Raw genomic sequence first — 12345 nt, forward strand, 5'->3', positions numbered from 1 at the left:
CTCAGATCGCCTCGACCGCCTTCTTCAGGAGATCGCGCACCTGACCGGCAACGGCATGCAGTTCGGTATTGTCTATCGCTTGCATAGACGCCACCGGGTCAATGGCGCTGACCTCCACACCGCCCTCGACCTCGCGCAGGATGACGTTGCAGGGCAGCATCGCGCCGACACGCGGTTCAATTCCAATGGCCTCGTGGGCCATTTTTGGATTGCAGGCACCGAGGATGCGATAGGCAGGCATCTCGACATCCAGCTTCTTTTTCATCGTCGCCTTGACGTCGATCTCGGTCAGGATGCCGAATCCCTTGTCGGTTAATGCCGCGCGAGTGCGCGCGTCGACTGCGTCAAATTCAGCGTCCGCTATCAGGCGGTTGATCGTGTAGTCCATTGTCGTTCCTTTCGATTCATGACTTTGATTCCAGCAGCGACATCTACTTTCCATCCGGCTTCGGCGTCATTCTAGTTCGGCGCGCGGTGTGCCTGCAGGTGCCTCGCCGTTCGCCTCGATGTCAGCGATATATCGCTTCATTTCAGCGATTTCGCTGAGCTGCGCTTCGATGATTGCATCTGCCAGTGCCTGGACCCTCGGGTCCGAGATATCGGCCCGCTCGCTGGTCAGGATGGCGATGGAATGGTGCGGGATCATCGCCCGCATCCAAGCGATGTCGTCGATCGTCTCCTGGCTTCGAACGAGCCAGAGTGACAAGGCGAAGGTTACTACGGCGCCTGCGAAAATCGCAAGATTGACCCTCTTGTTGGAATACATACCCAGCATGAAAGCGAGCATGATGATCGCCATCACCGCACCCATATAGATCGCCATCCACATGCGCGTTTGCGAGAAGAAGATGTGGTCGAGCGCGTAGGTGTTGAGATACATCAATCCAAACATCACGACCGTCGAAGTCGCGATCATTGCAAAGAAACGTACGTAGTTCATTTCTTACCTCCGATTAATTGTCGCACTTATCTCAACTTTATCCGGGCGCCCAACGTTCCCAAATCGAAAATGCCTTGGGCTTTGCAAGGTAGTGTAGCCACTATTTGCGCAGGTATTTGATCAACGCCGCAATTGCGAGACCGGCCAGCACAAGGATGACGATCATCCAGAGCCAGCCAAAGCCCATTCCCAAACCCATACCATATCCGTTCATCATCGTTCCTTCCTGATCTGTGTTGGGGTTGCCCCGCCACACGCGGCGTCGCGCGACTGGCGGGGAAAATAGTGTGTCAGTTATTGCCCATCATGCCGTGTCCCGCGCCCGGCATGTCGCCCTGCCGTCCACTCATGTGGTCTTGCATCATCGCAGCCATTGCCGCCATTTCAGTGTCCGTCACCTGCGCGTCGCCGTCCGCATCATGCATCTGGAAGGCGCGCACAGTCATCGGTCGGGTATGAGCCGCGTGCATCACCGCAAACTCCTCCAGCGAAAGTGTGCCGTTGGCGTCGGTATCATAGGTCGAGAGTTCGGCCTGAATGCCCGCTGTCATTTCTTCGGGGCTGAGCGTGCCATCGCTGTCGGTGTCAAACGTGGCCATCGCGTAGCTCCCGGACCCACCCATCATCATGCCCATTGCGCGCCCCATCGAGTTGTCATGGCCGCCCATCATGCCCATTCCGCCGTGCTGCATTTGGGTCTGCTGGGCAATTACCGGCACCGCGACGGCGCCAAGGCCGAGGGCAGCAACAGCGGCGAAGGCGAATTTGGTTGAACGTTTCATTCTGTTTTTCCTCTATTGGATTGTGATGAACCCAATTTGGGGCGCAGGTGTCCCATAAGTTTGTCAGCCGGGACGGTCTTTTGTATCAAACTGTCGCAAACAGCAGCGCAAAGAGGATTCGCGACAATCTTCTGTGCGCTCTGTCAGCAGCTTCGGCTAAGGATGTCATCAGGAGACATTATGACGCCCCATCCGCCCAACATTCTGATTGTCGATGACCACCGCGAGATTCGCGATGCGCTGGTGAGGTATCTTGAAAAGAATGGCATGCGGGCGACTTCGGCCGCAGACGCCGTGGCTATGGACGCGGCGATGAAAGTCGGACAGTTCGACCTGATCGTGCTCGATGTGATGATGCCGGGCGAAGATGGTCTGTCGGTTTGTCGCCGCCTGCGCGCGCAGGGCGGTATCCCGATCCTGATGCTGACCGCCTTGGGTGATGAAACTGACCGCATCGTGGGGCTGGAGGTCGGCGCCGATGACTATCTGCCAAAGCCGTTCAACCCGCGCGAGTTGCTGGCCCGGATCAAGGCAATCCTGCGCCGGTCCGACCGGGCCGAAGTCGTGGGCGGCAGTCTGGCCGGCCGCCGGCTGGCATTCGATCGGTGGGTGCTGGATACCGACCGCCGGACCCTTTCGGAAGCCGACGGCACCGAAGTGGCGCTCACCACCGCCGAGTTCCGCTTGCTCACGGCGTTTCTGGAACGCCCGCGCTTTGTGCTAAGCCGGGAACAACTGCTCGACCTGACCTCGGGTCGCGCGTCGCAAGTGTTTGATCGAACCATCGACAACCAGATCAGTCGCCTGCGTCGCAAGATCGAGGCCGACCCCGCCAAGCCCGCATTGATCGCGACCGTATGGGGGGGTGGCTACAGTCTGGCCGCCGATGTGAGGGCGCTTCCATGAAACAGCGGCTTTCCTTTCTACGCCAGATCTTCCCGCATTCTCTGGGGGGTCAGTTGCTCGCCATGCTGTTGCTGGCATTGGCCGTCACGCAGGGACTGGGCCTTTTGTTGCTAACGGACGAGCGCAACCGGGCCGTGCGCGCGGCGCTGGGGTTGGAGGCGGCAGGACGTGCGGCGAATGTGGTATTGTTGCTGGACGACGCCCCCGCCGATCTGCGCCCTTCCATCTTGCGGGCCGCAGATTCACCACTGGTCCGGTTCGAACTGGGGGCCGAACCGGAGGCGCCGCACACTAGCAGCGATGCGGATGTCGTTCTGCGCCAAATCCGGCAGATCCTCGGCGAACCGGAGCGGGAAGTCCGGGCCGATGTCCATGCCCTTGCCGTTGATCCATTTCCCACGCCCGACGGCATGCCTGAAGCAATGCGCCCGATGCACGAAGCAATGATGGCGGGACGAACCGACCCTGTCGAGATGACACTGTCGATCCGTCTGGCGGGGGGCGAATGGTTGAACGTGCGGACGATGTTTCATCGGCCTGGCCTGCAGCTTTCACCGCAAGCCTTGTTGCCACTGTTGCTGATGGCGGTAGCCGTCGCTTTGGTTGCATGGTGGACTGCGCGTCGGGTGGTTGGCCCGATGCGCGTCCTTTCAGTTGGCGCCGACCGGCTGGGCCGAGGGCTTGAAACGGACCCGCTGCCGATAACGGGCCCGGCCGAGGTGCGTGATACCACGCAGGCCTTCAACCGGATGAAAGACCGCCTGACCCGTTTCGTGAACGAGCGTACCCATATGCTTGCGGCCCTGAGCCATGACCTGCGTTCTCCCCTGACCGCGATGCGGCTCAGGATTGAAATGCTGGACGAAACCGAAGACAGTAACCGGCTGAAGGCATTGGTCGAGGAAATGCAGGCGATGGTCGAGGCCACGCTGGAGTTCGCGCGCGGTGTCGCCAAGGCAGAGCCCACTGCCACGGTCGACCTCACCTCGATGCTGACGGATCTGGTGAACGATGTTGGGGGCGACCGCGCAACCCTCGCACCCATCGATCCGCTGTTCGCGACCATCCGTCCCCACGCTCTTAACCGCGCCCTGCGCAATCTGATCGATAACGCGGTCCGCTACGGTGGCGTCGCCAAGGTGACCCTGACGCAGGAACCGGGGACGGTTATCATATCCATCGCTGACAAGGGTCCAGGATTACCCGATGATCAGCTTGAGGCTGTGTTTGAACCCTTCATGCGGTTTGAAAGTTCGCGAAGCCGCGACACAGGAGGCGTCGGCCTGGGACTCGCGATTGCCCGGACCATCATTCAGGCACATGGTGGTTCCGTCTTGCTACGCAACTTGCCAGACCACGGACTGGAAGCCGTCGTGCACTTGCCGCTCGGAGAGGCGTGATCAAACCGGACCGCACTCCGAAGTTGGTTCGAACCATGTGCCCAGGTCATACGGAGGCACAGCAATTCATCGAAGCAGGATTTTTTCGGATGTGCCGTTAACCGGTCGGTCGTCGCAACCGAACCGATGTGCGGGTTACTGTTACGTTGCAATCGCGCGGAGACTGCAACGAAATGCGGGTGCCTTGATACCAGGTGGCTCCGTTCACCTGTTCCCGTCGATCCACTTCGACATGAGCCCCTTGTCGCGAAAGCACTCATCCGGCACGGAGCGCCGTTTGATGCGCGCGAGACGCTCGGCGAAGGCGACTTGCTTTGAGGTTGGGCGGTCGTCCTGCGCGGCAGGGTTCAGCTTGGCCTGCGCCTCAATCCAGGCGCTGAGCGATCGGCGATCCTGCTGAACATCCCACGGCAATAGGGTCTGATTGCGTAGTGCCAGTGATCGCGCATAGGCGATCTGCTTCGGAGTTGCGGGCAGGGCGTAAGTGGTGCTTTCCATCAGTGACCTCCCTTCTTAGCTTGGTTTCAAGATAGAACATAACAAGAACAAAAGCAAGCCACCTGCGGAAATCATGGGGTTTGAGAGGAAGAGGAGGGCCGGGGAAGGTCAGGCCTGAGGGTGCCCGAAAGAGGGTGTCCGGGCCTGACCCTGTTCCTCATTCCGGAGTTTCCCGATGACCCATCTCGCCCATTTTGCGACCGAGCGCGCACTTGCGCCTGTTGTCCCCATCCCGTCCCTCGATACGGCCGCTGCGATCTTGAGCGTGGCCAAAGCGCTGCAGACTGATCTGGCGCAAGGTTTCCAGATCGACGCGCTGCGCCTGCGCCTTGAGATGGAGCGCGCCTTTGGCGGCTCTGACGCGACCGGCGCCTGGGACTGGAAGCTGGCCTATGAGGTTTGCGAGGTGGCGCTGGTCCTATTCTTGCGGAAATTCGGCCGCGCGCTGTTGGCGCGGGCGGGCTCGCCCGCAGCGCTGCTGCCGATCCTTGCCAAGGTGTCCGGCCTTTTGCCGACCCATACGCGGCGGTCCGAGGAGATGGAGCGGTTCCAGCAGTTCTCGACGCCGCTGCCTATGGGGCTGGCCGCAATGGCTGCAGCACAGATCACCGCGCGCGATCTGGTGCTGGAGCCATCGGCTGGGACGGGCCTTCTGGCGGTCCTCGCGGAAATCGCGGGCGGCAGCCTCGCGCTGAACGAGCTTGCCGACACCCGCGCTGATCTCCTCCGTCGCTTGTTTCCGGGCCGGCCTGTCACGGGCTTTGACGCAGCCCCTTCCGACGGTCATCGGGATCGACGACTGGAGCTGAAGGAAGTCGCAGACCTACGGCACGATCATTGTCGATCTGGAGCGTCGCGTGGTCATCGACGTTCTAGAGGATCGAGATGTCGTCACCTGCACCAACTGGCTGAAGCGACATCCCGAGGTGGAAGTGATCAGCAGAGATCGCTGCGGTCTCTACGCCCAGGCTGTCCGGCAAGGTGTGCTGCAGGCGGAACAGGTCGCTGATCGATTCTATATCGTGCAGAACCTACGAAAGGCCATCGAAGAGGAGATGAACCTTCACGGCCGTGTGACCGGCAGGGCGCTGCTGTCCGACGCCGACAAGATCACCGCAGCCGGAAGCCTTCTGAAGTCCCGCCTCGCGCACAGGACGTCTCGGGACGAGATTTTCACCACCATCCATGCGCTCCGAAATCAGGGGCTTACCCTGCAGCGAGATCGGGCAGCGAACAGGGTTCCCGCGTCGCAGCATCGCGAAATTGCTGCAGTTTGAGACGCCGCCCAACCGCAGGCGGGCAGCTTTGAAACCGACTTCGCCGTGGTACTTTGAAGAGTTCCTGAGCCAAAGTTGGAAGGACGGCATTCGAACTGGAAGCGCCCTTTTCCGTCTCAGCCAAGAGCGTGGTTACGACGGGAGCCTGACGCATTTACAGCGGCTGCTGGCGGGCTGGCGCCGAGCCGAACAGCAAACGAAGGCCCCCTCCTCGGAGCACCAGATCTTGAAGCCGGATAGGGACCCGGAAACCGCGCACGCGATCTCCCCGGTCATCGCGGCCGCGCTTTGTATCAAACCCCGCGGAAAGCTCACCTCGGATCAGGCGCGGAAAGTCGACACTCTCAAGGCCGGCTCTCCCGCCTTCACAACGATGCGCAGCCTCACCATGCGGTTCAACGGCATCATGCGTGGCCGCCAAGCAGACCCGCTCCCTGCATGGATCGACGACGCGATCGAAACCGACCTGGCGCCCATCGTGTGCTTTGCCCGTACCTTGAACCGGGACTACAATGCCGTCAAAAACGCAATCGAGATGTCTTGGAGCAACGGCCAGGCGGAAGGTCAGATCAACCGCCTGAAAACCCTCAAACGCGCAATGTAAGGCCGGGCTGGTCCCTAATTGTTGCGGGCGAGAATGCTACCCTTCCGCCACACAAGGTGAGGCAGAGCCCATTTAAGGGCTACGCGACATATCTGTTTGGAGGCCAGATGCGCTTGGACGGGCGGGCGATCGACCAAAAGAGCGCACCAATCAAAACCAGACCGGACAGCAGGCCTGCGACCACTAGTATGCCTTGGGCAATCGTCATGAGCGGTGTCCGAACACCTGCGCCTCCTGATGCGCATTGTCGGTCGCTTCGAATTCAAGCGTGGAATGCTCGATTGAGAAACGTTCATGCAGCACCGATTTGACGTTTTCTTTAATTTTGTCGGCCTCACCCATCCGGTCGCGTTCGACAACAATATGGCAGTCCAATGCCGCAGTGCTCTCCTGCATTTGCCACAGGTGGACATGATGCACGTTCACAACGCCATCGACACTCTGGATCGCTCTGACCACGTCATTTCCATCAATATCTGGTGGGCTCCCAAGCATCAGGGTTCGAATTGGGCCCCCTATTTCGGTGAAGGACAGATACAGGATGTAGAGCGCGATGCCGATGGTGATGGCCGGATCCACCCAACGCATATCATAAAGTATAATGAGCGTCCCGCCGACTATGACGGCCACTGAAGCCAACGCGTCCGAAAGGTTGTGGAGAAACAGCGCGCGGATGTTCACGCTCCCCTTCTGCATCGAATAGGTCAGCATTGCGGTCAGCGTGTCGACCACAAGCGCAATTCCACCGAGAATGACGACGGTCCACCCCATGACTTCGGGTGGATCAATCATGCGCATGCTACCTTCGTAGATCAGGTAGAAGCCGATCACGATCAGGGTGGTGTAGTTGATCAGGGCAGCGACGATTTCGACCCGGCCATAGCCGAAAGTCATGCGCTCATCGGCCGGGCGGCGCGCGATCTTGCGCGCGGCGAAGGCAATGACAAGCGAGGCCATATCGGAAAAGTTGTGCAGCGCATCGGCGATAAGTGCTAGACTGCCCGACAATATGCCCCCGACGATTTGCGCAACAGTAAGTAGCCCATTCGCCCAGATCGCGATCGCAACCCGTCGATCCCCAGAATTCGGATCGATATTCGCGTGCCCGTGATCATGCGGCATTGGCAGGCTCCTCATGCGCGTGTGTCGCGCGTCGGTCAGTCTTCAGGCGGCCGCTGCGGAAACCACGTACGCGCGCATTCATCCAGTGGCGTATTATATGACGGTAAAGGGCACCACGCAGCCTTCCAAAGGATTGCTCATGGGACAAATAGAAGGCGTCGGGCGTATCGTACACGCCGAAATCTTGCACGATGCCGGTTTTCTGAATGTAGGTATCTTCTCCGTTCCAGGCGACGGGAGGCGCGCCAAGGCAATCCGTGCCCGCGCCATAACCGCAGAGACTGTCCGTGTCCGAGAACGATCTTTGCAGGACTTCGAAGAAAGCGTCATCCAGGATGAAGCCTTCAAGGTTGATCCAGGCCCCTTGAAATTCGATCTCTACCCACGAATGGAGAATTTCCTCTGGAGCAAGCGGATACACCAACTCTGGGACAACACCGCGCTGCAAGCCTTTGTGGATCGTAAACCCATGCAACCGGCAACGAACGCCAACACCACGCAGCAGCGCCATTAAGAGCGTGCCTTTCGTATTGCACTGCCCGTAGCCGTCGGAAAGTACCTCGGATGCGGGGATGTCGTCAGCTCGATTGTATCCGAACGAGATTTCATTTCGAACGAAATCATAGGCAGCTCCGATCCGATCGTATTCGGATAAGTCGCGCCAGCTGCGGCTCTCTATTAGATGCGCAAGAGGCGCGGCATCAAAATCCAGTAGTTTTGTGGGTGCAAGTAGGGGGTTGGTTATCTGCAACGGAGTCGCTCCTCGAATCGTCTTGGAACAGACTAGTCTCTATAGTTACTGTAGCTTCAACCCCTTCTTTTAGAAACGATCTCTCGCAACTACTTGTCCGTGTGAACTGCTTTGTGGTGTTCACCGTGTGCGTCGCGTAGGATATTGACGCCGTCCCAGGCCGCGATCCCGGCGATAATCACACCGACGACTAGGTCGGGCCAGTTCGTTCCCAGCCAGGCAACGAGGCCACCTGCGACCACGATTCCGAGGTTTGCCGCAAAGTCGTTCCAGCTGAAAGTATTGGCCGCGCGGATGTTGACGTCCGGATCTTTGAGCCGAGCGAGCAACCAGACACAAACTGAGTTGATGGCCGCCGCGCTCAGCGCCATGACGATCATAACGGTGCCAAGGGGATCCGACCCACCGACATAGCGGCGCCAAGCATCATAAAGGATCCCGATGGCGAACACGATCAGCAAGCAGCCCGAGACATTCGCCGCACCACGTTTCCATTTCGCAGACCGCGACAATGCAAACAGACTGATTGCGTAGACCAAGCTGTCTGAAAGGTTGTCGAGCCCGTTTGCGATCAGGGCACTGGAATCCCCGAAGGCCCCGATCGCAAAAAAGGCCATGGCAAGACCCACGTTTAGACCGAGAACAATCCAAAGGGTGCGTCTTTCGCTTGCTCCTTTTCCTGCAGTCATACTTCCCATTCCGCTTGGTCGACTATAATCCTTCAACCTCTCGGGCAGATCAGAGTTCCGGATTGATTAATAATGGTCAGTTCCATTTACGACCGCCGGGAGCTGTCAGTCAGGCGTCTCAACCAAAGTAGAGCATAGCCCTTTTTATGGGGCGATGAGATCGCGATTTGAGACGGTTTCAAGTTCAAACCATAAAGTTCAATTGGTTCGTGGCGCGGCCAGTATTATAGCTGCGCCGAGCAAGCAAACGGCTGTGCCAAGCGCATCCCACCTGTCCGGTCTGTGACCCTCTGCAAGCCACATCCACAGTACAGAAGCCGCAATGTAAACTCCGCCGTAGGCGGCAAAGGCGCGGCCCGCAGCAACCGTTTCGACTTGCGCCAGAAGCCACCCGAATACCACCAAGGCTACAATACCGGGTACGAGCCAGGCCGCGGATGCGCCGAGGCGCCACCAACTCCAGATCGCGAAACACCCGGCGATCTCGGCCAAGGCCGCAAGCGGATAGGCAAGCGCGGCAGGCATCTCAGGCACCGATCTCGTCGTGTTCGGTCAAACATTCGGAATGATCCCGCAACACCTCAAGCACCTTGCAATCGGCGGTACGTCCACCGCTGCATTCGTGAACCATGCGTTTCAGTTCGGTGCGCAGCGCCTTCAGACGGGCCATGCGCTGCTCCACCTGCTTAAGCTGGCGACGCGCAATCGCGTCGGCTTCTTCGCAGGGCCGATTGGGCTGGTCGCTGAGGTCGAGCAGCTCGCGGATCGCATCAAGTGAGAAGCCGAGTTGTCGCGAATGGCGGATAAAGGACAGTCGGTCGAGCTGTGCATTGTCATAGCGCCTCTGTCCGCCTTCAGTCCGGCCAGGTTCGGGCATGAGCCCGATCTGCTCGTAGTACCGAATGGTCTGCACCTTTGTGCCCGTCTTCTTTGACAGAGTGCCGATCGTGAGCATCTTCGCCTCCATGAAAAAGTTACAGTCTTTGTAGGTTTTGCCGCCCCAATAGACAAGTGCCGGATTCACAGACGCGTGAGTTTAAGCCACAACGTGATTTCGCGCTTGAACCTCTAGTAGCTAGAGGATGTAAACGCGACAATAATCAAGAATCAAAATCAGGCGCGCAGGTTTGTCCCTTACATCGGCACAGAAGTTTCTTTGGGTTTTAGCAGGCGCCGCGGCGCTTGCCTTCGTATGGCTTTTGCTCTGGTCGGACTATCGCGCTGACCGCGCCCGAACCGACACCGATCCGGCGTTTCTCGCCGCATTCGAATTGACGGACCACCAAGGTATGGTCCGCACAGAAGAAGACTTTTCGGGGCGTTGGATGTTGGTATTTTTCGGCTTCAGCAACTGCCCCGATGTCTGCCCGACGACACTGTCTGAGGTCGCGGCGGTGATGGACGGTCTGGGCGACAATGCCGCGAGGGTCCAGCCGATTTTCATAACCATCGACCCCGAACGGGACACGCCCATGGCACTCGCCGAATTCGTTCCGCAGTTCGATGCGAACATCATCGGGCTGACAGGTACGCCCGAACAGATCGCCGCTACATCCGAAACGTTTCCGATCTTCTTTGAACGCATCGAAGAGGCCACAGCGCCGGATGGCTACACAATGGGCCACACGTCACATCTGTTTCTATTCGACCCCGAGGCAGGCTTTGCAGACTCATGGCCCTATGGCACGTCCGCTGAAGAGATTCTCGCCGATATGGAAGAGAGGATCTGACCGACATGAACCGCATACCCGCAGAAACCGCCCTCGGGCTGGCATGGATCGTTGCCCTCGTCGCCTCGCTTGCTGTACTTTTCATCGGCGAAGTGATGGGGCAGACACCCTGCGTGCTGTGCTGGTTCCAGCGCGCCTTCATGTTCCCGCTCGCGATCATTCTCGGCCTCGGCCTTTGGTGGCGAGACGGCAGCGTCGGGCGCTATGGCATCGCTCTGGCGCTTGGTGGTGGCGTGGTCGCCCTGTGGCACATGGGCCTCTACGCGGGCCTGATCCCCGAACGCATCCAGCCCTGCACGGCCACCGGCCCCTCTTGCACCGATGATAACCAATTGGCCTTCGGCATTCCGATCCCGCTGATGGCGCTGGCCGCCTTCGCGCTGATCGGGTTCCTGTCGGCACTTTCATTGAAGGAAACACAAACATGAATCGACGCGGCTTAATCCTGTCCGTTCTCGCCCTCGGCGTTGCCGGTTTCAGCGGAGCCACCTGGTATGCATCCCGCTCCGGCCCGATGGCCGAAGCAGATCCCGTTGCGCCGGAACTCGCGGACGCAATGATCCGCTCTTACTCGCCCATCCTCGGACCTGCCGACGCGCCCGTCACGATTGTCGAATTCTTTGACCCGGCCTGCGAGGCTTGCCGCGCCTTCCATCCGATCGTGAAGGACATCATGGCACAGCATGGAGATGCCGTCCGCGTCGTTATCCGCTACACCGCGTTTCATGGCGAGGCATCCGAGGAAGCAATCCGCGTGCTCGAGGCAGCACGCATGCAAGGCGTTTACGAGCCGGTGCTCGAAGCCGTTCTGCGGGATCAGCCGAGATGGGCGTCGCACGGCGCGCCTGAGCCCGGTCTGATCCTCCAGATCGCCGCCACTGCCGGACTCGATGCAGAGGCCGCGCGCACGCAAATGCTGGCACCGGATGTCGTTGCGATCCTGAATCAGGATCGTGCGGACGTCGAAACCGTGGGAGTTCGCCAGACTCCTACTTTCTTTGTAAACGGCAAGTCGCTCGATCTGTTCGGGGAGGCAGAACTGCGGCGATTAGTGGCCGCGGAAGTTGCCGCCGTGCAAAGCTGAATGGAAAAGGCAGGACCAAAACGATGAAAAAGATTATTATGACGGGCACACTGGCCGCGCTCTTGACCTTTGGAGGGCTCTCAGTGCCCGCACTGGCCGGACCCGTGGATGTCGTCGTCGAAAGCGCGTGGTCCCGCGCCTCCATAGGGATGAACCGCCCCGGGGCCGCCTACATGACGATCCGCAACACTGGCGACGAGCCGGTGACGCTGATTGGTCTTTCAACACCCCTCGCGATGATGCCCGAGATCCACGAGACGAAGACCAATGCCGAAGGTGTGAGTTCCATGAGCCCGGCAGGTGAGATCGCGATCGCCCCGGGCGAGAGCGTCGCGCTTGAGCCGGGCGGCCTCCACGCGATGTTGATGCGGCTACAACAACCCATGACGGAAGGTGAAACCTTTCCGCTGACCCTACTTTTTGTCGACGGGGGCGAGGTGACGGTCGAGGTGCCGATCCTTGGCATCGGCGCACGCGGACCGGAAGACTAATGCGACGAAGGACGATCGCAGGATACGGCGCGGCCGGTGCCGGTGCAATTGCCTTGACGCTCTTCGTCGGT

Annotated in this window: 16 protein-coding genes and 2 pseudogenes; 8 read left to right on the forward strand and 10 right to left on the reverse strand. The window is 59.4% G+C overall.

From position 1 onward, the window contains the following. Nucleotide 1 precedes the first annotated feature (1 nt). From OE750_RS17515 to OE750_RS17525, 3 genes are all read right to left on the reverse strand, one after another. Nucleotides 2-388, reverse strand: coding sequence for a DUF302 domain-containing protein (locus OE750_RS17515; RefSeq protein ID WP_263765598.1), 387 nt, complete (start codon nucleotides 386-388; stop codon nucleotides 2-4). Between the two features lie 66 nt (nucleotides 389-454). Then, on the reverse strand, nucleotides 455-940 hold the full coding sequence (locus OE750_RS17520) for a DUF305 domain-containing protein (protein WP_263765599.1): 486 nt from the start codon (nucleotides 938-940) through the stop codon (nucleotides 455-457). 290 nt (nucleotides 941-1230) lie between these two features. Next, entirely contained in the window at nucleotides 1231-1722 is a 492-nt protein-coding gene (locus OE750_RS17525) for a calcium-binding protein (RefSeq protein ID WP_263765600.1), read from the reverse strand. Between the two features lie 180 nt (nucleotides 1723-1902). Between OE750_RS17525 and OE750_RS17530 the strand changes: the two genes are divergently transcribed. Next, a complete protein-coding gene (locus OE750_RS17530; protein WP_263765601.1) occupies nucleotides 1903-2628 on the forward strand; it encodes a response regulator in 726 nt (241 codons plus the stop codon). Beyond that, nucleotides 2625-4028 carry an ATP-binding protein gene (locus tag OE750_RS17535; RefSeq protein ID WP_263765602.1) on the forward strand — a complete coding sequence of 468 codons (1404 nt, stop codon included), beginning with the start codon at nucleotides 2625-2627 and terminating at the stop codon, nucleotides 4026-4028. The genes OE750_RS17530 and OE750_RS17535 overlap by 4 nt, the downstream gene beginning before the upstream one ends. Nucleotides 4029-4232: 204 nt before the next feature. Here OE750_RS17535 and OE750_RS17540 read toward each other — a convergent pair whose 3' ends face one another. Then, nucleotides 4233-4526, reverse strand: a complete 294-nt coding sequence (locus OE750_RS17540) for a hypothetical protein (RefSeq protein WP_263765603.1) — start codon at nucleotides 4524-4526, stop codon at nucleotides 4233-4235. Nucleotides 4527-4701: 175 nt separating this feature from the next. Here OE750_RS17540 and OE750_RS17545 point away from each other — a divergent pair. Together OE750_RS17545 and OE750_RS17550 are read left to right on the forward strand one after the other, a co-directional pair. After that, nucleotides 4702-5319: pseudogene (locus tag OE750_RS17545) on the forward strand (methylase); the annotation flags it as partial. Further along, nucleotides 5309-6407: pseudogene (locus OE750_RS17550) on the forward strand (ISL3 family transposase); the annotation flags it as partial. The pseudogenes OE750_RS17545 and OE750_RS17550, both read left to right, overlap by 11 nt. A 79-nt stretch (nucleotides 6408-6486) precedes the next feature. On the opposite strand, the gene OE750_RS17555 reads toward OE750_RS17550, so the two are convergent. The 6 genes from OE750_RS17555 to OE750_RS17580 all read right to left on the reverse strand — a co-directional run bounded on the left by OE750_RS17555 (nucleotide 6487) and on the right by OE750_RS17580 (nucleotide 9924). Beyond that, the gene (locus OE750_RS17555) at nucleotides 6487-6615 is read right to left on the reverse strand and encodes a hypothetical protein (RefSeq protein WP_263765604.1); all 129 of its coding nucleotides are present in this window, start codon (nucleotides 6613-6615) and stop codon (nucleotides 6487-6489) included. Further along, nucleotides 6612-7529 (reverse strand): cation diffusion facilitator family transporter, encoded by a 918-nt coding sequence (locus OE750_RS17560; protein WP_263765605.1) that lies wholly within the window; start codon nucleotides 7527-7529, stop codon nucleotides 6612-6614. The genes OE750_RS17555 and OE750_RS17560 overlap by 4 nt, the downstream gene beginning before the upstream one ends. Continuing rightward, nucleotides 7519-8274, reverse strand: coding sequence for a transglutaminase-like domain-containing protein (locus OE750_RS17565; RefSeq protein ID WP_027240784.1), 756 nt, complete (start codon nucleotides 8272-8274; stop codon nucleotides 7519-7521). Before OE750_RS17565 ends, OE750_RS17560 begins: the two co-directional genes overlap by 11 nt. Before the next feature lie 95 nt (nucleotides 8275-8369). Next, a complete protein-coding gene (locus OE750_RS17570; protein WP_412176242.1) occupies nucleotides 8370-8978 on the reverse strand; it encodes a cation transporter in 609 nt (202 codons plus the stop codon). A gap of 189 nt (nucleotides 8979-9167) precedes the next feature. After that, nucleotides 9168-9494, reverse strand: a complete 327-nt coding sequence (locus OE750_RS17575; protein WP_009807984.1) for a YnfA family protein — start codon at nucleotides 9492-9494, stop codon at nucleotides 9168-9170. 1 nt (nucleotide 9495) lies between these two features. After that, entirely contained in the window at nucleotides 9496-9924 is a 429-nt protein-coding gene (locus tag OE750_RS17580; RefSeq protein WP_039965742.1) for a MerR family transcriptional regulator, read from the reverse strand. Nucleotides 9925-10096: 172 nt separating this feature from the next. Here OE750_RS17580 and OE750_RS17585 point away from each other — a divergent pair, with 172 nt between their 5' ends. The 4 genes from OE750_RS17585 to OE750_RS17600 are packed head-to-tail and all read left to right on the forward strand — an operon-like array spanning nucleotide 10097 to nucleotide 12274. After that, entirely contained in the window at nucleotides 10097-10699 is a 603-nt protein-coding gene (locus tag OE750_RS17585; RefSeq protein WP_263765607.1) for an SCO family protein, read from the forward strand. A 5-nt stretch (nucleotides 10700-10704) separates the two neighbouring features. Beyond that, complete coding sequence (locus OE750_RS17590) at nucleotides 10705-11127, forward strand: disulfide bond formation protein B (RefSeq protein WP_263765608.1); 423 nt, start codon at nucleotides 10705-10707, stop codon at nucleotides 11125-11127. Beyond that, complete coding sequence (locus OE750_RS17595; RefSeq protein ID WP_263765609.1) at nucleotides 11124-11783, forward strand: DsbA family protein; 660 nt, start codon at nucleotides 11124-11126, stop codon at nucleotides 11781-11783. The genes OE750_RS17590 and OE750_RS17595 overlap by 4 nt, the downstream gene beginning before the upstream one ends. Nucleotides 11784-11806: 23 nt before the next feature. Next, nucleotides 11807-12274, forward strand: coding sequence for a copper chaperone PCu(A)C (locus tag OE750_RS17600; protein ID WP_263765610.1), 468 nt, complete (start codon nucleotides 11807-11809; stop codon nucleotides 12272-12274). The last annotated feature ends 71 nt before the right edge of the window (nucleotides 12275-12345 follow it).

The organism is Lentibacter sp. XHP0401 (genome assembly GCF_025751535.1).
GTDB lineage: Bacteria > Pseudomonadota > Alphaproteobacteria > Rhodobacterales > Rhodobacteraceae > Lentibacter.

Bases quoted from the DNA above. Each gene is read 5' to 3' on its own strand.
- OE750_RS17515 (WP_263765598.1), bottom strand. From the start codon at position 388: ATGGACTACACGATCAACCGCCTGATAGCGGACGCTGAATTTGACGCA.
- OE750_RS17520 (WP_263765599.1), bottom strand. From the start codon at position 940: ATGAACTACGTACGTTTCTTTGCAATGATCGCGACTTCGACGGTCGTG.
- OE750_RS17525 (WP_263765600.1), bottom strand. From the start codon at position 1,722: ATGAAACGTTCAACCAAATTCGCCTTCGCCGCTGTTGCTGCCCTCGGC.
- OE750_RS17530 (WP_263765601.1), top strand. From the start codon at position 1,903: ATGACGCCCCATCCGCCCAACATTCTGATTGTCGATGACCACCGCGAG.
- OE750_RS17535 (WP_263765602.1), top strand. From the start codon at position 2,625: ATGAAACAGCGGCTTTCCTTTCTACGCCAGATCTTCCCGCATTCTCTG.
- OE750_RS17540 (WP_263765603.1), bottom strand. From the start codon at position 4,526: ATGGAAAGCACCACTTACGCCCTGCCCGCAACTCCGAAGCAGATCGCC.
- OE750_RS17555 (WP_263765604.1), bottom strand. From the start codon at position 6,615: ATGACGATTGCCCAAGGCATACTAGTGGTCGCAGGCCTGCTGTCCGGT.
- OE750_RS17560 (WP_263765605.1), bottom strand. From the start codon at position 7,529: ATGCCGCATGATCACGGGCACGCGAATATCGATCCGAATTCTGGGGAT.
- OE750_RS17570 (WP_412176242.1), bottom strand. From the start codon at position 8,978: ATGGGAAGTATGACTGCAGGAAAAGGAGCAAGCGAAAGACGCACCCTT.
- OE750_RS17575 (WP_009807984.1), bottom strand. From the start codon at position 9,494: ATGCCTGCCGCGCTTGCCTATCCGCTTGCGGCCTTGGCCGAGATCGCC.
- OE750_RS17580 (WP_039965742.1), bottom strand. From the start codon at position 9,924: ATGCTCACGATCGGCACTCTGTCAAAGAAGACGGGCACAAAGGTGCAG.
- OE750_RS17590 (WP_263765608.1), top strand. From the start codon at position 10,705: ATGAACCGCATACCCGCAGAAACCGCCCTCGGGCTGGCATGGATCGTT.
- OE750_RS17595 (WP_263765609.1), top strand. From the start codon at position 11,124: ATGAATCGACGCGGCTTAATCCTGTCCGTTCTCGCCCTCGGCGTTGCC.
- OE750_RS17600 (WP_263765610.1), top strand. From the start codon at position 11,807: ATGAAAAAGATTATTATGACGGGCACACTGGCCGCGCTCTTGACCTTT.